Genomic DNA, 18337 nt, shown 5'->3' on the forward strand with positions numbered 1-18337 from the left:
GCCGGCACCGCGTTCACACTCCCACTCCCATGTGCTCAGCCAACTCCGCTATCGGCGGAGGCGGCGCACCCCGTGTGCGACGCAGCACGTCCGACATCACTTCGTGGGCGATCGGCCGGCAGCGGATCTCCGACGGGGCGAGCCGGTCGCCGCGCAGCAGCATCTCCCCGGCGTTGGCCACGTCACCGACCTGGGCGAAGCCCCGGGAGATGTCGAGCAGGTGGTGGGCCCGGCGTTCGGGCAGCAGCGCGTTGAAGGACGGCTCCTGGATCCGCTGCCGGTGGATCTCCACCGCCCGGCCGCCGTCGCCCAGCTCCACCGCGGCGGCGGCCCGGTGCAGCTCCAGGTTGGTGGGGCCGAACGAGGTCCAGTAGTGGTTGTGGTCGCCGCCGAGCAGCGTCGCCGCCTCACCGGCGCCGGTGAGCAGGTCGTCCACGGTCGCCGAGTCGCCGAGCCGGGCGGCGGCCATGGCGCCCTGGAGCAGCAGCATGCCGTAGACGGAGAGCCGGGCCGGGGTGGGGTCGTTCCCCCCGCCGGGGGCGAGCCGGTTGGCGATGGTGACGTTGAGCTCCAGCGCCGGCCGGGACCGGCCCATCGCCGCCATGGCGTTGCAGACCCGGGTGGTGGCGATCCCGGCCAGCAGCGGGTCGTCGGCGCGCTGGGCGACCGCCATCGACCGGTCGGCGGCCAGCCAGGCCAGCTCGCACTCGCCGAGCTTGCGCAGCACCGACGAGGCGATCTGGTAGACCTGCCCGAGCAGGTGGGCCGCCTCCCGGGCCGGGTCGTCACCGCTGTGGCCGGCGTCGGCCGCCTGCGCGTCGCGCAGCAGCTTGGGCAGGGCGCGGGTGAGCATCCCGTAGCGGCCGTACTGGTAGGTCAGCCAGGCGTGGTTGACGGCCTTGCGCAGGTCGACCAGGGGCGGCGGGTACGGCGCCGCGTCGAAGTACGCGCTCATCGAGTCGTACCGCTCGAGGGCGGCGCGGATCTCCTGGACCTCGACCTGGTCGATGCAGTTCAACGCGTCGGTACGGCGTTCCGGGTCCTTGCCCATGAGCAGCTGCACGTCGACCTGGAGGATGTCGGCGATCTCGTAGAGGACGGAGAACTTGTCCAGCCGGCGTACCCCGCGCTCGACCTTGTCCACCCAGCTCTTGGACTTGCCGAGCCGGTCGGCGAAGACCTGCTGGGACATCTTGCGGCGGCCACGCCAGTAGGCCACCCGCCGACCTATGGGTAACTCGTCCATCTGCGCGTCCCTCTCGTCGCCGCCCGGCCGGGTCCGTCCGTCTTCAGGTTTTCGCTGGTCGCACAGCCTGTACGTCAGCCGTACGGGCCGTCCTCGTAGTTTTCGTGCAACTTGCATCAGCCGTTCGTCAGCTCAACGATCGCGGGTTACGGCAGTGACGGCGTTCGACACGTGCCCTGACGGCTGTCGGTCATCGGGCGGAGGGAGATCACACCAATGTGGGGGAATGTCGGTCCTCGTGTCGCCCAACTGACACCACTGGAACGGGTCCGGCTGCGCCGGATCGCGGTGCGCTACGCGATGCACGGCTGGGAGGTGACCCCCGGCGCGTGCCTGGCCCGCAGCCGGTTCGTCTGCGGCCGGGCGGGCTGCCCGACGGTCGGCTGCCATCCGGCGCTGGAGGACTGGGAACACGGCGCCAGCACCGACCCGGCGCGGGTGGCCACCTGGTGGCGCAGCCGCCCGCACGGGGTGCTGCTGCCGACCGGGCGGGCGTTCGACGTTCTGGAGGTCCCCGCCCAGCTGGGCCGCCCGGTGCTCGACGCGGTGCGCACCCATCCCGCCGGACCCGGCGTGCGCGGCCCGGTACTGGTGACCCCCACCGGACGCTGGATGTTCCTGGTCCGGCCCGGTGACCCGCTCCGGCCCGAGCTGGCGCACTGCTTCCAGGTGGTCCGGCACGGCCCCGGCTCGTGGGTGCCGGCCCCACCCACCCGGCTGCCCGAGGGGATGGTCCGCTGGGCGGTCGCCCCCGAACAGGCCCGCTGGCAGCTCCCCGACTCCTACCTGGTGCAGAACACCCTGATCGAGGCGCTGCGCGCCGCGGGCGTACCGCTGCTCCCGGCGCTGCCCACCCAGCTCCCGCTGCCCCGCCGGGCCCGCTGAGGCGCGGACCGCCCAGGACGGGGAGCGGTCAGTCGGTCAGCGGCAGGGCGGTGGAGCGCAGCAGGCGGCCGTCGTCGGTGACCACGGCGTGGGTGTGGTCGGCCAGCCGGTCCAGCCAGGAGACGCCGGCCGGGCCCATCGCGACGGCCGCGGTGGCGTACGCGTCGGCCAGGCCCAGGTCCGCGCCGACCACGGTGACCGAGCGCAGCCCCCGGGCCGGCTCGCCTCGGCGCGGGTCGAGCACGTGGTGCCCGCGCTCGTAGACGCCGGAGGTGGCCACCGCGAGGTCGGTGCCGGTGAGCACCAGGCAGGTGGCTCCCGCGTCCCACGGGTGCCGTACCCCGATCCGCCACGGCCGGCCGGCCGACGAGCGGCCCCGCACCCGGATGTCGCCACCGGCGTTCAGGCAGTGGTCGACCGACCCGGCGGCGAGCAGCCGGTCCGAGGCGACCTGCGCCGACCAGCCCTTGACGTAGCCGGACGGGTCCAGCCCGCCGGTGGCGTACGCGTCGAAGAAGCCGTCGGTGGCCCGCCACAGGTCGGCGCAGCGTTCCAGGACCGTGCGCAGGTCCGCCGAGGCCTCGGCGAGCGGCAGCTCCGCCCGGTCGAAGCGGCGCACCTCGCTGTCGGCGCGGTACGTGCTGAACCGGGCGTCCACCTCGCGCAGCCAGCCGAACACCTCGTCGGCCAGCGCGTGCAGGGTGGCCGTGGGCAGGTCGTCGGCGAGGTCCAGGCTGATCGCGGTCCCCATCACCTGCTCGACCCGGCGCAGCCCGGGCCGGGTCGCGCCGGTCATCTCAGCCCGCCTGGTCGATCGCGGCCTGCAACGACTGCTTGTACGAGTTGCTGGTGTAGGTGGCCCCGGAGACGGTGTCCAGGCTGGCGCTCTGCCGCTGCACCACCTGCCCGGAGGTCCCGCTGTAGGCGGCGTCGACCTTGTCGCTACGCAGGGCCGACTGGCCGCCCTGGGGCAGTTCCAGGGCCACGCAGTTGGTGATCCGGCTGCCGGAGAGGGTGATCTGCACCTGCACGTTGCCGTACTCGTTGGAGATCACCGGTCCGGTCACCTTGCGGGTGGTCGGCGCGGCGGTGGTGGTCTTCGGCGCGGCCGTGGTGGTCTTCGGGGCCGAGGTGGTGGCCCGGGTGCTGGTCCGGGTGCCGGTCGGGCTCGACGAGGTTCGGCTGGGCCGGGGGGTGGCCGACCGGCTGGGCCGGGCCGACGGCGACGGGGTGGCCTTCGGGCGCGGCGGGGGCGTGGCCGCGGGCGACCCGGGCGCGACGGTGGTCGCGCCGGGCACGGCGGGGGCCTGATCGGCCGGGAGGTCCTGGGCGGTCGGCTGGCCGGCGCCCGGGGAGCCCTTGAGCACCACCAGCGCGGTGGTGCTGGCGGCCAGGCCGGTGATGGCGAGCAGGGCGCGGCGCATGGGGTGGAATGCCTCTCTACAGCTCGAAGGTGGCCAGGTGGATCTGCCGGCGCGGGACGCCGGCCTCCCGCAGCACCCGTACCGACTGGTCGACCAGGCCGGACGGTCCGCACAGGTAGACGTCCCGGCGGAGCAGGTCGGGCACCAGCCGGAGCAGCCCCGCCGGGGTCATCACCTGGCGCGGCCCGGTGTCGTCCCGGGAGCCGATGACGTACCAGACCGAGGTCTGTCGGGCCTGGGCGATCCAGTCCAGCTCCCGGTGCAGCAGCACGTCGGCCGGGGTGCGGGCGCGGTAGATCAGCGCGGCGCCGGCCGGCAACTCCTCCAGCATGGCCCGCAGCGGGGCGATGCCGCTGCCGCCGGCGATCAGCAGGGCCCGCTCGCGGGTACGGTGCGCGGCGGTGAACGTCCCGGACGGGCCCTCCGCCCAGACCCGGGTGCCCGGCTCCAGGTCGCGCAGGTCGGCGGTGTGCGTGCCGACGACCTTGACGGTCAGCCGCAGCCAGCGGCCGTTGCCGGCGGCCGACAACGAGAACGGGTGGGACTGCCACCAGCAGCCCGGGTTGAGGAACCGCCACCGGAAGTACTGGCCGCCGAGCAGGTCGATCTGGTTGAGCCGGCGCCCGGTCAGGTAGATCGAGATGACGTCCGGGGACTCGGCGACCACGTCGGCGACCCGGAGGCGGTGCCGCAGGTTGAACCGCAGCGGGGCGACCAGTCGGCCCCACACCACCGCCGCCGCGACCAGCAGGTAGGCGGCGATCCAGCCGGTGCGGACCGGGCCGGCGGGGAAGAGCTGGGCGCCGTTGCTGAACTGGTGGCCGAAGCCGAGCAGCAGCACCGCGTAGCTGGCCAGGTGCAGGTGGTACCAGAGCTCGTAGGGCAGCACCCGGCGGACCGTGCGGACGCTGCTCACCCCGACCGCCACCATCAGGCCGGCGGCGACGAACGCCGAGACCATGTCCTCGTAGCCGGTCAGCAGCGAGCCGACCTCGCCGACCAGCGAGTTCCCCTCGACCTCGGCGTAGGCGACCACCAGCAGCGACAGGTGGGCCAGGACGGCGACGAGCAGGGTGGCGCCCAGGTCCCGGTGCAGTCGGGAGATCCGCTCGCCGCCCAGCCCGCGTTCCAGCACCCCCAGGCGACTCATCATCAGCACCTGCACCAGCAGCAGGTAGCCGGCGACCAGGCCGGTGATCCGCCCGGCGGCGGTGAGCGCGTCCGCCGTGCCGGCGAGCGAGTCGGCCGGGGTCTGCCACCACCAGGGCAGCACCGCGGCCACCAGACCCAGCCAGAAGGCTGCGGCCAGGGCCCGCCGGGCGCCGGGCCCACGGCGGGGCAGCGCGAGCGGCGGGGGTACGGAGGCAGCCGGACGGCCGCCGTACGGGGAGGATGTCCCGGTACGACGGCCGGCGGCGTCGGTGTGCTGGTACGTCACGCGTAGAGCTTCATGGGCTTGAACTTCTGCCTCGGGAAGATCGTGTCCACCTGCCCGTTCGTCAGGCCGAACCTGCCCTGCGCGACCGAGCCGTAGACGTTGAACATGTTGTTGTACTCGGGTACGTCGCCACTGTCCAGATCGTTCAACCCGTTCCAGGTGCCGAGCAGCGAGCCGGCGAGCCGGCGCCCGGACAGGATGCTGACCACCCCGCCGTGACCGTGGTCGGTGCCGCCACTGTTCGAGGCGACCCGGCGGCCGAACTCGCTGGACACCATCACCGTCACGTCCGCGGCCCGGTCCCCGAGGTCGGTGAAGAAGGCCGCCATCGCGGTCGCCAGCTCGTTGAGCTTGCGCCACAGCTGCCCGCCGTCCTGGGTGCCCTGGTTCTCGTGGGTGTCGTAGCCACCCATGCCGACCGTGGCGACCCGGACGTTCGCCCCGCCCTTGATCAGCTGGGCGAGCTGCTGGAAGGCGTACCCGACGCCCTCGTAGGTGATCCCCGCCGCCGGCTGGTACGGCTTGGCGGCGAGGCGCTGCGCGGTGGCCAGCGCGCCCACGCCGTCGCGGACCGCCTCCTCCACCGGGTGGTTGATGTTGGTGAACAGGCCCTTGATCGCCTTCTCGGTGGCCTCCCGGTACTTGTCGTCACCGTTGAGCCGCAGCGAGCCGACGCTGTTCAGCGACAGCGCGCCGTTGGTGCCGACCAGCGAGCGGGGCAGCGTGCTGCCGATACCGACGCTGCGGAACGCGGTGCCCTTGCCGAGGGTGTCGACCAGGCTGTCCAGCCAGCCCCGACCGCCGGTCTCGCTGGGCAGGCCGCCCAGGTTGCAGGCGTCGGCGGCCTGGAAGTGGCTGCGGGACAGCCGCTCGTCGGAGACCGCCGGCACGAAGCCGAGCTGGCCGGCGGAGAGCCACTTCTCCAGCGGCTTGAACGCGCTGGTCAGCTTGAAGCCCCGGCCGAGGGCCAGCGAGTCGTTGCCGAGCAGCAGGTCCGGGCGGACCTTGCCGAGCACCGGGTCGTCCGCCGGGGCGACCAGGCTCAGCCCGTCCAGCCCACCGTAGAGGAAGACGTGGATCAGGGTGCCGGTCTTCGTCGCGGCGAAGGACGCCGAGGTGGTGACGAACTGGGCGGTGGCCAGGGCGGTGGCGGTGGCCGCGGCACCGGCCACGAAGGTCCGCCGGGTCACCCCCCGGCCATCCTGCTGGGCCTCCTCCAGCTCCTCCAGCCGGCGGTAGCGGTCCCGCTCGGCGGCGTTCTCGGCCGCCACGGCGGCGGCCTCGGCCCGCAGCACCGCCTGGGCCGGGTCGTCGGCCAGCCGGCGCAGGTCGGGGCAGTCGGGGTGCAGGGGGTACGGGTTCACGGTCTTCTCCATCGGGTGCCTCACCGGAGGTGGTGCTGGGGGGACGCGAGGATCGCCCGCGCGACGGCGGTGATGGCCCCGTTGAACGTTGCGTCGACCTTGGTGCTCGCCTCGACGCCCGCGACGCCGAGGATCAGGGCCCGTTCCCGGGCGGTCAGCTTCTGGTGCACCAGCCGCTCGGCCAGCGCGTCCACGTACGCCCCGGCGGTGGCCGGCGGGTCCGCCAGCAGCTTCTCCGGCTTGGTGAAGGTGAAGTGGGTGCGCCACCCGGCGATCAGGTCGCCGGCCTCGTTCCAGCCGTTGACCATGGTGCCGGCGGAGGTCCAGGCGACGTAGACGTCGGGGTAGCCGTCCGGGGTGGGCTGGCCCATCGGGTACTGACCCAGCTCCCGCAGCTTGTCCTGGATCTGCCGCAGCCCCTCCGCGTACGGGGTGCGCTGGTTGTCGCCGGCCTTGTGCTCGGGCGAGGCGTCCGGCCGCACGCCCAGCGTGCGGTACGTGGCGATCAGGTACTCCATCGGCCGGCGCACCTTCTGGCCGATCGACGCCCAGAACTCCGACGCGCTGAACAGCGACATCAGCACCGGCTTGATCATGCCGTGGTTGGCCGTGTAGACCCGCTCCAGCCGGTCCACGATGGACTTCGGCGGGGTGTCGGAGACGAACCGGGTGGCCAGGCTGCGGGCGACGTACCGGGCGGTCGACGGGTGCAGCGCGATGTAGGTGATGTACGAGTCGATGACCTTGTCGGCCTGCTTCGGGTCGTCGAAGTTGTTCGCGTGGCTGAAGCCGAGGACCTTGACCTTGCCCTTGTAGTGGCGCTCGGCGCGGAAGACGTACTCGTCGTCCTTCACGCCCCGGCCGGTCTGCAGCATGGCCGCCTGCCGGACGTCCTTCTCGGTGTAGCCGCCGTCCACGCCGACCGAGTACAGCTCGAGGTTCTCCCGGGCCAGGTTCTCGTTGATCGCGTCGGCCCGGGAGTCGTTCTGGTTCAGGTAGAGCAGCAGCGCCGGGTGGCGGTTCGCGGCGACCAGCATCTCCGGGTAGCTGCCCAGGGCGTGCTTGCGGATGACGTCCCGGTCGAAGGAGTTGCGGTGCAGCTCGCCGCCGTCGAAGTCCGCCGACACGTGCAGGAAGTCGTTCCAGAAGTCGACCATCACCTCGTAGAGCTGCCGGTCGGACCAGATCTGCCGGGCGATGGTCGCGTCGACCATCTCCTTCTCCGGCTGGGCGCCCCGCTGGTTGAGCTGGTCGCGCTGCTCCCGCAGCCGCTTGGCGTCCATCGTCAGGGTGCTCAGCTCGGAGAGCTTCAGCTCCGCCTTCGTGGGGGCGATCTTCTCCGGGTCGAGCTGCCAGCGGACCCAGCCGTCGACGCCCATCCGGCGGATGTCGGCGAGCACCTTGGGCGTCGGCCCGAAGGTGGCCCGGCTGGCCAGGTGCCGGACCGGGTCCTTGGCGAGCACGGTGCGGACGGTCGGCGTCGTCTCCTTCGCGGCGGCCGCCGGCCCCGAGAAGGTCCGGCCGCCGGTCGGCGAGTTCTTCTTCAGCGCCGCACCGGCCCGGGAGCCCATGTAGCTCTCGTTCTGCTCGGTGTAGGTCCGCACGGTGACCGGCTTCTGGCCGCTGGGGCGGGCGGCGGTGCCGTCGGTCACCCTGGTGCCGGTGGCGTCACCGGCCACCCCCGGGACCTCCGCCGGTTCGTCGGCGAACAGGCCGCGTACCCGCGGGGACATGGCGAACGCGGCGCCGCCGGCGACGACCGCCGCCCCGCCCAACGCCACCAGGGCGCGGCGCCGCCCCGCCCCGCCACGGGGTCCGTCGTCGTCCAGGTTGGGCAGTCCGGCGCCGGCCGGCTGGGCGAAGCTCTGCCGGCCCAGCCCTTCGGGGCCGACCCACTGCGGGGTGGGGGCCACCGTGGGATTCGGGTACGCCGGCGCCGGCCGGTACGGGTCGCCGGCGGTGGGGACGCCGTACGCGTCCGGGTCGGGGTGCTGTCGTCCGTCCCATCCGCGGTCGTCCCGCGGATGGCGTGGTGGCACATTCTGGTCGGCCATGTACCAATCCCGTTTTCTTGAATCGCGCCGCAGCACCGCGTTGCCAGGGGGAGCTGAAGGTGGCGGCGACTGCTGCCTGAGGAGTTGCTACGGGACGGTAGTGAAGGGCCCGGAGGCCATCAAGGCGGCCGATGCGGGCCGGGCAGGGCACTTAAGACACCGCACAACGCCCCGCCCGCGGGCCCGGTGGCGCCCGGTCCGGGCGCTGCCGTCCCGAACAGGGCCGACACGGCCGCAGGACGCCCCGATGTAACGTTCCGCGCCCCGGCGGCGCTGATGGCGCCGTTCAACGGCACAGGGAAACTTAAGGTGCCGGAAAGCCGGAGCTGAGATGCCGGCCGGACCCGCTGCGCGCGCGCGACGGCTGGAGTCAAAGTAGCAGGAGCACGGCGGGCGTGACTCCCCGTCGCAGCGGGTATGCCGCCGGACCGCTGAAGCCGTGAGGGGAAGGCACCGCCATGCTCAGCAAAGAGGATCAGCGCAGGTTCGAACAGATCACCCGTCAGCTGCGGGAGAGCGACCCGCAGTTCTTCGCCCGCCTCGACCAGCGGGCCCGGGCCCGGCGCGGCCGGTACCTGATGCTGTTGACCATCGTGCTCTGGGCCTCGCTGCCGGCGCTGACCGTGCTCGCCGGACGGCTGGCCGGCGCGGTCTGCGCCGTGGTGCTGATGGCCAACGCCGGTCTCATGTGGCGGTTCCGCCGCCGCTGGCTGTGACCCGCGCGGACGGTGACCCGCGCGGGGGTGTGACCTCGCGCGGGCATCGGTCGGGGCCACCGCCCGGACGGCCCGGCGCCGGACTCCTCGGCGAGGGTGATGCCTCCCAGTCATCAATATGCCTGAGAGGTGTCACGCTCACGCAGGTGTCCGCACCCGGTGATCAGGCCCCGCCCAACGCCCGGTAGGCCCGGCGCAGCCGCTCCAGGAGGCCGTGCCCGCCGATCGTCGGTGCCGGCGCCCCGAGCTGGCGCAGCAGCAGCTCCGGCTCGGTGACCAGGCTCGGCGGCCGGTCCGGCAGCGGCACCGGCGCCGCCCAGAACGCCGCCACCGTCTCGTCGAGGGGGGTGTCGGGCAGGTTCGCCAGCACCCGCCCCGCGCCGGCGGCCGGCAGCTCCGGGCCGTTGGCGGGCAGCTCCGGAGCGCCGGTGGACCGCCCGGGTCCGCCGCCCGTGGTCTCTGCGTCCGACGTGGACCCGCCGGGCCGACCCGGTGCCGTCGGACCGGCGCCGCGCAGCCGCCGGAGCCGGTCGAGCAGCTCGGTGCGGCTGCGGCCGCGCCAGTGCAACAGCTCGAACGGGTCGGCGTCGAACGCCTCGGCGAGCAGGTAGAAGGTGGCCGCCAGGTGCTTGCAGGGCACCGCGAAGTCGGGGCAGCTGCACCGCTGGGTCAGCTCACCCACCGAACGGGGGAAGAGCGGGGCACCGGCGGCGACGAACACCTCCTCCAGCTCGGCCGGCAGGTCACCGGCGAGCAGCCGGGCGCTGAAGAACGCCTGCGCGGCCAACTCCCGCTCGATCCGGTCCCACAGCGCCGCCGGGAACGGCGCCAGCTCGATGGCGACCTGGTACGGCTGTGGCCGGGAACCCTGCACGTCGGCGGTGACCAGGCCCGGCGCGACGGTGAGGCTGAGCACCTGACCCCGGCGGGCGTACGACCGGCCCCGGGTCAGCCGGGTGCCCAACGCGAACGACTCCAGCACCTCCAGGAAGCGCCGGGACCACCAGGAGACCCCGATCGCGCCCCGGGTGCTGCGCGCCTTCAGCCCACCGTCGACCCGTACCGGGCGGCCGTAGTCGGCGAACCGGCCGCCGCCGTTCGGCTCGCTCACTCCACCACCGCCCCTGCCTCCAGCGCGAACAGGTCGCGCAGCGCGCCCGTGGACAGCTCGGTGACCCACTGCTCGCCGCTGCCGACCACGCTGCGGGCCAGGCTGCGCTTGTCGGCGATCACCGCGGCCACCTTCTCCTCCACCGTGCCCGCGCAGACGAACTTGCGGACCTGCACCCGGCGGCGCTGGCCGATCCGGAACGCCCGGTCGGTGGCCTGGTCCTCGACCGCCGGGTTCCACCACCGGTCGACGTGCACCACGTGGTTGGCGGCGGTCAGGGTCAGCCCGGTGCCGCCGGCCTTGAGCGACAGCACGAACAGCGGCGGGCCGTCCGAGGACTGGAACCGGGTCACCATGGCGTCCCGGTCGGCCTTGCCGACGCCGCCGTGCAGGAAGAGCACCTCGCGGCCGGTGCGGGCGGACAGGTGCCCGCGCAGCATCCCGCCGAACTCGGCGTACTGGGTGAACAGCAGGGCCTTCTCCCCCGCGGCGAGGACCTCGTCGACGATCTCCTCCAGCCGTTCCAGCTTGCCGGAGCGGCCCGGCAGCGGCGAGCCGTCGCGCAGCAACTGGGCCGGGTGGTTGCAGACCTGCTTGAGCCGGGTCATGGTGGCCAGCACCAGCCCGCGCCGCTCGATGCCGTCGCTCGCCTCGATCTTCGCCAGCATCTCGTCGACCACCGCCCGGTAGAGCGCGGCCTGCTCGGCGGTGAGGTTGCAGAGCACCTCCATCTCCAGCTTCTCGGGCAGGTCGGAGATGATCGACGGGTCGGTCTTGAGTCGGCGCAGCACGAACGGGCCGGTGATCCGGCGCAGCCGCTCGGCCACCTCGGCGTCGCCGTGCCGCTCGATCGGCTCGGCGAACCGCTTGCGGAAGGTGGCGGCCGGGCCGAGCAGCCCCGGATTGGTGAACTGCATGATCGACCAGAGGTCGGCGAGCCGGTTCTCCACCGGCGTACCGCTGACCGCCACCCGGTGCCGCGCGGGCAGCGACCGGACCGCCTCGGCCTGCCTGGTCGAGGCGTTCTTGATCGCCTGGGCCTCGTCGACCACCACCCGGTGCCAGTCGATCCCGGCCAGGTCCGGCGCGTCCCGGGCGGCCACCGAGTAGGTGGTCACCACCAGGTCCGCGGCGTGCACGGCCGCGGTGAAGCTCTCGCCGCGGGCCCGCTCGGCGCCGTGGTGCACGTGTACGCGCAGCTTCGGGGTGAACTTCGCGGCCTCCCGCTGCCAGTTGCCGACCAGCGACATCGGGCAGACCAGCAGGGTCGGCCCGGCCTCCGGCGGGTCCCCGGCGAGCAGGGCGAGCAGCTGCACCGTCTTTCCCAGCCCCATGTCGTCGGCGAGCACCCCACCCAGCCCGAGGGACTCGAGGAACGCCAGCCAGGCCAGCCCGCGCCGCTGGTACGGCCGCAGGGTGCCGTGGAAGCCCGGCGGTGGTTCGGCCGGGGTGAGCCGGCGCTCCACCTGCCCGGCCAGCAGGTCGCCGAGGGCGCCGTCGGCGGTCACCTCCAGCACCGGCAGCTCGTCCGGGCGGTCCGCCCCGGCCAGCCCCATCCGCAGCAGGTCCGCCACGGTCAACTCGCCGCTGGAGCGCAGCATCCGCAGCCCGGCGGCGAGCCGCTTCGGGTCCAGCTCCACCCACCGGCCGCGCAGCCGCAGCAGCGGGGTCTTGGCGGTGGCCAGCGCCGCAAGTTCCTCGGCGGTCAGCGGCTGGTCGCCGAGCGCCACCTCCCACCGGTAGTCGACCAGGGCGTCCAGGCCGAGCCCACCGCCGCTGGTCGCCACGGTGCCCGGCGCGGTCCGGCCGCGGGCCCGCAACCGGGCGCCCAGCCGGGAGGAGGGGCGCCGCCACCACGAGGGCAGCAGCACCCCGAAGCCGGCGGCGTGCAGCACCGGAGCGCCGTCGCGCAGGAACCGGTGCGCCCCCTCGACGTCGAGCTCCAGCCCCTCGGGGGTGGCGGTACGCAGCGCGTCCTCCAGCTCCGGCCAGAGCCGGCTGGCCCGGCCCAGCTCGGCCAGGAGGGTCTCCTGCGGGTCACCGCCGTGCGCGGCCAGGGCGGCGACGCTCTCCGGCTCCCGCCACACCTGCCCGGCCTCGACGTGCAGGCCCGGCTCGTCGGCCGCCTGGAGGCCGAACTCCACCCGCCACGGACCGGTCGGACCGACCACCGTCGCCGGGTCGGCGGCCGGCACCACCACCAACGGCTCGGCGACCTCGTCGGGATCGGGCTCGACCAGCCGGAAGCTGGCCCGTACCGCCCCGCCGGCCGCGTCCCGCTGCCAGCCGGAAAGCTCCCCGGCGAGGGTGCGCAACGCGACCGGATCGCCGGTGACCAGCGGGTCGGGGCCGGCCAGGGCGCGCAGCCAGCCGGCCACCGCGCCGTCGCGCCGGCCGCCGCGGACCAGGTCGACGTCGGCGAGCGCGGCCCGCGCGGCGGCGTCGGTCAACGCGTCCAGCGCGTCGGTGACCACGGCTCCGGCCCCGGGAGGCTCGCCGGCGGCGGCCGGTGCGGGTCGCGACCCGCCGGAAGACCGAGGTCGCCGGACCGTCCCCGGTTCGACGGAGTCGGCCGGTCCGGAGCCGGCCAGGTCCACGGCCGAAGCGGCGCGGGCGGCCGGGGGCAGGGCCAGGGCGAGTGCCCGCGCCCAGCCGGCGTCGGTGCCGGTGAGCAGGGGACGCCACACGGCCCGGGCCGCTCCCGCGCCGACGCCGGCTGAACCGTCGAGGCCGTCCGGCTCGCCGAGGCCGGCTGGTTCGGCGACACCGCCGGGCACGCCGGCACCACCAGGCAGGCCGGTGAGGCCCGGTAGGCCGGTGAGGCCCGGCCGGCCGGTTGGGTCAGGTAGGCCGGCGAGGCCGGGCAGGAGGCGGCCGCGGGTGGCCAGGTCCCCGGCGAACTCGGCGACCTGGGCGAGGTGCCGCAGGTCGGCGCCGGGGACGGCGGCGGACCCGTCGAGGCCGTCGAGCGCGGTCAGCAGGGCGAGCGCGGCGTCCGGGGCGTACACCAGGGCGGGAGCCCGCCAACCGGCGAGGGTGACAGCGCCGCGGACCGGTTCGGCGACGGTGGCCCGGACCAGCTCCGGCGAGTCCAGCGGCGCGCCGGCCCGGGTGGGCAGGCGCAGCAGCACCGAACCCGGCCGACCGGGCCGGTCGGCGAGGGCGGCGGCGAGCTCTCCGGCGGCGGCGGCGAAGGGGTGGGGCCGCTCGCGGGGCGCGCGGCCCGGGCGGCGCGGCGGGGCCGTCGGGCGGGTGTTGTCCTCGGCCCAGACGGCGAGGCCGACGCCGACCAGCCACACCCCGTGGATGACCAGCAAGCTTCCTCCTCGTCGACGCCCGGGCTCAGCTTAGGCGGCACCCGTCGGCTACCGTCGCCGCCATGGTGGACCTGGTGGTGATCGGCGGGTTGGGCGTGGACCTCCGGGTACGGGTGCCGGGGATCCCGCTGCCCGCGGCCGACTCGATGGTCGTGCCGCCGGTCGAGGCGCGGATCGGCAACACCGGCTCCGGGGTGGCCCTGGCCGCCCACGCCCTCGGGCTGCGGGTGCGGCTGGTGGACGTGCTGGGCGCCGACCCGGCCGGCGCGGTGGTCCGCGCGGCACTGGGCCGTACCGCCGTGGCCGCCACGCTCGTGCCGAGCCCCGGTGGCACCCGGCAGTCGGTGAACCTGGTCGACCCGGCCGGCCGGCGGATGTCCCTGTACGACCCGAGCCCGTGGTCCGGGCCGGTGCCGCCGTTCACCGACGAGGCGCTGGCCGGGCTGGTCCGGGACGCCGCCCACGTGCACGTCTCGATCATGGACTGGGCGCGGGACGCGCTGCCCGTGCTGCGCGAGGCGCTGCCCGACGGGGTGACCCTCTCCACCGACCTGCACGACTGGGACGGCGAGAACGACTACCACCGGCCGTTCGCGGAGGCGGCCGGCCTGGTCTTCGTCAGCGGCGTACGGCTGGGCGGGCAGGCGGCGGCGGTGGCCGCCGCCCTGGCCCCGCGCACCGTGGTCGTCACCCGGGGCGCGGACGGCGCGGAGCTGCACCACGGCGACGGCCCGGCGACGCACGTGCCGGCGACGGCACCGCCGGCCGACGTGGTGGACACCAACGGCGCCGGTGACGCCTTCGCGGCCGGCCTGATCTCCGCCCGACTGCGCGGCGACGCGCTGCCGCGGGCGGCGGCGTACGCGGCCCGGGTGGCCGCCGCGGCCTGCACCCACGACGGCATGGAGTATCCGCCCGGGCTGCTGCCCCGCGCCTGACCGGACGGGCGCGCGCCTCCCGCCCCGCAAATCCTGCGCGTCGGCGACCCGCGGGGCAGGATGGGCGCATGGCATCAACGGTAGAGATCCCCCTGGTCGGTGGCGCGGCCGACGGACAGACGGTCACCGTCGAACTGGACCCCAACGGCCGCCCGCCGCTGACCCACCACCACCTCGGTCCGCAAGGTCTCGCCGAGGCGGAGATCTACGAGCTGGAGTCCGACGACGGGGACCGGGACTGGGTCTACTCCTGGCGAGGGCCGGCGGTCTGACGATCCGGCCGCTCAGGTCACCCCGGTGCGGGTCAGCGCCTGCGAACGCAGGCTCTCCAGCACCCCCCGGGTGACCTGGGAGGTGCCGCGGGCCTGCTCGCAGACCTCGGCCACCCGCTGCGCGGTGGCCGCCGCCCGGGCGTCCCGCTCGTCCCAGAGCCGATCCACCTCGGCCAGCAGCGGGCCCTCCACCTCCCGTTCCACGCCACGCAGCGCCGGGACCCCGAGCCGTTGGGCCAGGTCGAAGACCTTTCCGGCGTACGGCAGGGGCAGGAAGGGAGTGCCGACCATGGCGGCGAAGATCAGGAAGTGCAGTCGCATGCCGACCGCGATGTCGAAGTGCCGCATCAACCCGAGGACCTGCTGCGGCGAGTAGTCGTTGTGCAGGATCCGGCCCCGGTCCGCCGCCGTCATGTGGGTCATCACCCCGTGCGAGTGCCGGATGTCGTCGCGTTCCATCGGGACGAAGAGCACGTGCGCGTCGATCCGGTGGACCAGGAAGTCCGCGATCTGCGCGAGCAGCCGGTGGTAGCCGTCCACGTCGAGGCGTTCTGCGGCCCGGCCCGGCTCCCGCACGCTCATCCCGACCAGTCGGGTGCCCTCCGGCACGCCCTCCGCCCGCAGGTAGTCGCGGGGGAAGTCCGCGGGCTCCAGCAGGAACGCCGGATCGGCGGTGACGGTGATCGGGTTGACCAGGCCGGCCTCCTCCAGCACCATCCGGGACTCCTGGTCGCGGACGGTCACCTCGGCCGCCCCGGCCAGGGTCTCCCGGACCATGCCGGTGTCCACGCTCTCGCTGAGCGGCCCCACCCCGACCGCGTACGTCAGCAGCGGCAGGCCGCGTTCCTGGGCCACCCGTACGACCCGCAGGTAGCGGCGGGCCTCCCGGTCGTAGAGGATCCCGCCACCGCCGAGGATGAGCAGGTCGAGCTGGGCCAGCATCAGCGACGAGTCGGCCCGGCTGACCCCCTCCCACGGCACCGCCTCCACATCCGGGTGGGTCAGGGCGGTATGCGCCGGGTTGCGGGAGAAGACGATGATCCGGGCGTTCGGCTCCTGGCTGCGCAGATCCGCCAGCAGGCCGCTGAGGATCGCCTCGTCGCCCAGATTGCGGCCACCGTACGAGCCGAGCACGCCGATGCACAGGCCCTGGGTCATCCGTCGCTCCTTCCCGCCGGGGTCGTTCCCGGCCGGTTTCCCGGTGCGCCGGTGGACATACCTCAGCCGGTTACGGGGCCGCCGTCCCTCCCCCCGACCAGGCGGGACACCAGGGCGGAGACCACCTGGTCGACGTCGTAACCGGCGTCGATCGAGGTGGTCAGGAGGTCGAGGAGCAGGCCGTCCACGGCGTGGTGCAGCAGGGCGACCTCGAACGCGCCACCGGGCAGCCCGGCCGCCACGTGGAAGGCGACGTCGTCGGCGTACCCCCGGCGCAGCACCTCGCCGAGCGCGGATCGCAGCTCCGGGCGGCGGGACGCCTCCAGCCGCAGCTCGAACAGGGCTCGGGTCAGGTCCGGCTCGCGGGTGGTGCGGTGGACGATGTGGCGCAGGTAGTCGGTGACCAGCGCCAACGAGGGTTCGCGCCGGCCGAGTCCGGCCAGCACCTCCGGGTCGGGCGCCATCCGGTCGAAGATCCGTTCGGCCAGGCCGGCCAGGAGCGCCGCCCGGGACGGGAAGTAGTTCGAGGCGGTGCCGACCGGCACACCGGCCTCGGCGTCCACCGCCCGGTGGGTCAGGCCGCGGGCGCCACCGACGGCGAGCACCCGCAGCCCGGCGTCGGCCAGCAGGATGCGGCGCTCGGAGTTACGGGGCATGCGGAACACCCTAGCAATAACCACGACAGGTGTTGTACATTTTCCTCCGACCACGACAGCCGTCGTGGTTGCCTCGGGACATCGGAGTCGGTTTGCGCAAGCTCGTGTACTACGTCGCCAGTTCCCTCGACGGCTTCATCGCCGCCCCCGACGGGTCCTACGACTTCCTCACGCTGGAGCCCGACGTGGCGGCCCACCTCACCGCCGAATGGCCCCAGACCTTCCCCACCTTCACCCACGCCCAGTTCGGCATCGCCTCACCGCCGGCCGGCCGCTTCGACGCGCTGCTGATGGGCCGCGCCACCTACGAGCCGGCCCTGAGGTTCGGCGTGACCAGCCCGTACGCGCACCTCCAGCAGTACGTCTTCAGCCGTTCCCTGGCGCCGTCCGACCACCCGGACGTACGGATCGTGGCCGACGACCCGGCATCCTTCGTCCGCGAGCTGAAGCGGCAACCCGGCGGCGACATCTGGCTCTGCGGCGGCGGGCAGCTCGCCGGCCAACTACTGGACGAGGTGGACGAGCTGGCGGTCAAGCTCAACCCGGTGGTGGTCGGCAGCGGCATCCCGCTGGCCGACCGGGGCTTCGCGCCGAGCCGGTTCGCCCTGGCCGGAAGCCGGGTGTTCGACAGTGGAGTGGTCATCCTGCGCTACCTGCGCCCGGTCACCGCCGCGACGCACACCGACTGAGCCACGATGCCGATCGGCGCGGCGGCTGGACCGGTCCTGCCCCCAAATCGCTTGCCCGGCCCGCCGCACCGCGCCGACCCTGGACGGATGAGCGACACGACGCGGATCGGCTGGACCGACCTGCCCGCCGAGGTGCGGGCCGGGGTCGAGGAGGTGCTGGGCGACCGGGTGGTCGAGGCGGTCTCCCAGCCGGGCGGCTTCTCCCCCGGCACCGCCGACCGGGTCCGGACGGCCGGCGGCGGCCGGGCGTTCGTCAAGGCGGTCGCCACCCACCGCAACGCCAGTACCGTGCAGATGCACCGCGTCGAGGCCGCCGTGACGGCGGCGCTGCCCGGCCACGCCCCCACTCCCCGGCTCCTCGGCCACCACGACGACGGCGAATGGGTGGCGCTGGTCCTCACCGACGTCGACGGCCGGCACCCGACGACCCCGTGGCGGGCCGACGAACTGACCGCCGTGCTGGACACCCTGGCCCGGATGGCCGGCACGCTGACCCCCAACCCGGTGCCGCACGCGCCGACCGCCGTCGAACGGCTCACCCACGACTTCACCGGCTGGGAGCGGATCGCCGCCGACCCGCCGGCCGACCTCGACCCGTGGGCGGCCACCCACCTGGACGAGCTGCGGGACATCGCGGCGTACGGGCTGACCGGACTGGTCGGCGACACCCTGTGCCACGTCGACCTCCGGGCGGACAACCTGCTGATCGACCCGGCCGGCTCGGTCACGGTCGTGGACTGGCCGCACGCCTGCGTCGGCCCGCCCTGGTTGGACACCGCCCTGCTGCTGGTCAACGTGCTGCTGCACGGCGGACACGACGTGGACGACCTGCTGCACCGGTCGTCGGTGACCTTCGGGGTCGACCCGGACCTGCTCACCGGCGTCCACGCCGGACTGGCCAGCTACTTCCTCGACCACGCCCGGCAGCCTCCCCCGCCCGGCATCCCCACCGTCCGCGCGTTCCAGCGACTCCAGGGCGACGCGCTGCTGCCCTGGGTACGCCGCCGGCTGCGCTGACCGGTCCGCCTCAACCATCCCCGGCCGGCGTTCTCATGGGGTGAGGGGGTGG

The 18337-nt window shown here is 74.3% G+C and carries 16 protein-coding genes; 6 read left to right on the plus strand and 10 right to left on the minus strand.

Annotated features, from left to right (window positions below; genetic code table 11):
• Positions 1 to 13: 13 nt before the first annotated feature.
• Positions 14 to 1246, minus strand: coding sequence for a helix-turn-helix domain-containing protein (locus GA0074704_RS23615; RefSeq protein ID WP_088972516.1), 1233 nt, complete (start codon positions 1244 to 1246; stop codon positions 14 to 16).
• Between the two features lie 216 nt (positions 1247 to 1462).
• Between GA0074704_RS23615 and GA0074704_RS23620 the strand changes: the two genes are divergently transcribed.
• Positions 1463 to 2131 (plus strand): bifunctional DNA primase/polymerase, encoded by a 669-nt coding sequence (locus tag GA0074704_RS23620; RefSeq protein WP_088972517.1) that lies wholly within the window; start codon positions 1463 to 1465, stop codon positions 2129 to 2131.
• Positions 2132 to 2159: 28 nt separating this feature from the next.
• Here the strand turns inward: GA0074704_RS23620 and GA0074704_RS23625 are convergent, their stop codons facing one another.
• Genes GA0074704_RS23625 through GA0074704_RS23645 form a run of 5 tightly spaced genes read right to left on the minus strand, consistent with a single transcriptional unit; the run spans position 2160 to position 8411 of the window.
• Positions 2160 to 2882: an FAD:protein FMN transferase gene (locus GA0074704_RS23625; RefSeq protein WP_088973928.1), complete on the minus strand. Its 723-nt coding sequence runs from the start codon at positions 2880 to 2882 to the stop codon at positions 2160 to 2162.
• Between the two features lie 46 nt (positions 2883 to 2928).
• Positions 2929 to 3555 (minus strand): FMN-binding protein, encoded by a 627-nt coding sequence (locus GA0074704_RS23630; protein ID WP_088972518.1) that lies wholly within the window; start codon positions 3553 to 3555, stop codon positions 2929 to 2931.
• A gap of 16 nt (positions 3556 to 3571) precedes the next feature.
• Positions 3572 to 4993, minus strand: a complete 1422-nt coding sequence (locus GA0074704_RS23635; protein ID WP_088972519.1) for a ferredoxin reductase family protein — start codon at positions 4991 to 4993, stop codon at positions 3572 to 3574.
• Positions 4990 to 6369 carry a DUF1501 domain-containing protein gene (locus tag GA0074704_RS23640; RefSeq protein WP_088972520.1) on the minus strand — a complete coding sequence of 460 codons (1380 nt, stop codon included), beginning with the start codon at positions 6367 to 6369 and terminating at the stop codon, positions 4990 to 4992. Before GA0074704_RS23640 ends, GA0074704_RS23635 begins: the two co-directional genes overlap by 4 nt.
• An 8-nt stretch (positions 6370 to 6377) precedes the next feature.
• Positions 6378 to 8411, minus strand: coding sequence for a DUF1800 domain-containing protein (locus tag GA0074704_RS23645; RefSeq protein WP_088972521.1), 2034 nt, complete (start codon positions 8409 to 8411; stop codon positions 6378 to 6380).
• A gap of 458 nt (positions 8412 to 8869) precedes the next feature.
• On the opposite strand from GA0074704_RS23645, the gene GA0074704_RS23650 reads away from it, so the two are divergent.
• A complete protein-coding gene (locus tag GA0074704_RS23650) occupies positions 8870 to 9127 on the plus strand; it encodes a DUF3040 domain-containing protein (protein WP_088972522.1) in 258 nt (85 codons plus the stop codon).
• A gap of 163 nt (positions 9128 to 9290) precedes the next feature.
• Here GA0074704_RS23650 and GA0074704_RS23655 read toward each other — a convergent pair whose 3' ends face one another.
• Both GA0074704_RS23655 and GA0074704_RS23660 read right to left on the minus strand, forming a co-directional pair.
• Positions 9291 to 10238 (minus strand): SWIM zinc finger family protein, encoded by a 948-nt coding sequence (locus GA0074704_RS23655; RefSeq protein WP_088972523.1) that lies wholly within the window; start codon positions 10236 to 10238, stop codon positions 9291 to 9293.
• On the minus strand, positions 10235 to 13555 hold the full coding sequence (locus GA0074704_RS23660; protein WP_088972524.1) for a DEAD/DEAH box helicase: 3321 nt from the start codon (positions 13553 to 13555) through the stop codon (positions 10235 to 10237). Before GA0074704_RS23660 ends, GA0074704_RS23655 begins: the two co-directional genes overlap by 4 nt.
• A gap of 62 nt (positions 13556 to 13617) precedes the next feature.
• Between GA0074704_RS23660 and GA0074704_RS23665 the strand changes: the two genes are divergently transcribed.
• Complete coding sequence (locus GA0074704_RS23665) at positions 13618 to 14493, plus strand: carbohydrate kinase family protein (protein WP_088972525.1); 876 nt, start codon at positions 13618 to 13620, stop codon at positions 14491 to 14493.
• Between the two features lie 68 nt (positions 14494 to 14561).
• The gene (locus tag GA0074704_RS23670; RefSeq protein WP_088972526.1) at positions 14562 to 14765 is read left to right on the plus strand and encodes a hypothetical protein; all 204 of its coding nucleotides are present in this window, start codon (positions 14562 to 14564) and stop codon (positions 14763 to 14765) included.
• A gap of 12 nt (positions 14766 to 14777) precedes the next feature.
• On the opposite strand, the gene GA0074704_RS23675 is transcribed toward GA0074704_RS23670, so the two are convergent.
• Both GA0074704_RS23675 and GA0074704_RS23680 read right to left on the minus strand, forming a co-directional pair.
• Positions 14778 to 15923, minus strand: a complete 1146-nt coding sequence (locus GA0074704_RS23675) for a polysaccharide pyruvyl transferase family protein (protein WP_088972527.1) — start codon at positions 15921 to 15923, stop codon at positions 14778 to 14780.
• A gap of 62 nt (positions 15924 to 15985) precedes the next feature.
• On the minus strand, positions 15986 to 16579 hold the full coding sequence (locus GA0074704_RS23680) for a TetR/AcrR family transcriptional regulator (protein ID WP_088973929.1): 594 nt from the start codon (positions 16577 to 16579) through the stop codon (positions 15986 to 15988).
• Positions 16580 to 16671: 92 nt separating this feature from the next.
• On the opposite strand from GA0074704_RS23680, the gene GA0074704_RS23685 reads away from it, so the two are divergent.
• Positions 16672 to 17268 (plus strand): dihydrofolate reductase family protein, encoded by a 597-nt coding sequence (locus GA0074704_RS23685; protein WP_088972528.1) that lies wholly within the window; start codon positions 16672 to 16674, stop codon positions 17266 to 17268.
• An 87-nt stretch (positions 17269 to 17355) separates the two neighbouring features.
• Entirely contained in the window at positions 17356 to 18285 is a 930-nt protein-coding gene (locus tag GA0074704_RS23690; protein ID WP_088972529.1) for an aminoglycoside phosphotransferase family protein, read from the plus strand.
• Positions 18286 to 18337 lie beyond the last annotated feature (52 nt).

This window comes from Micromonospora siamensis, from assembly GCF_900090305.1.
In the GTDB taxonomy this organism is placed as follows: domain Bacteria; phylum Actinomycetota; class Actinomycetes; order Mycobacteriales; family Micromonosporaceae; genus Micromonospora; species Micromonospora siamensis.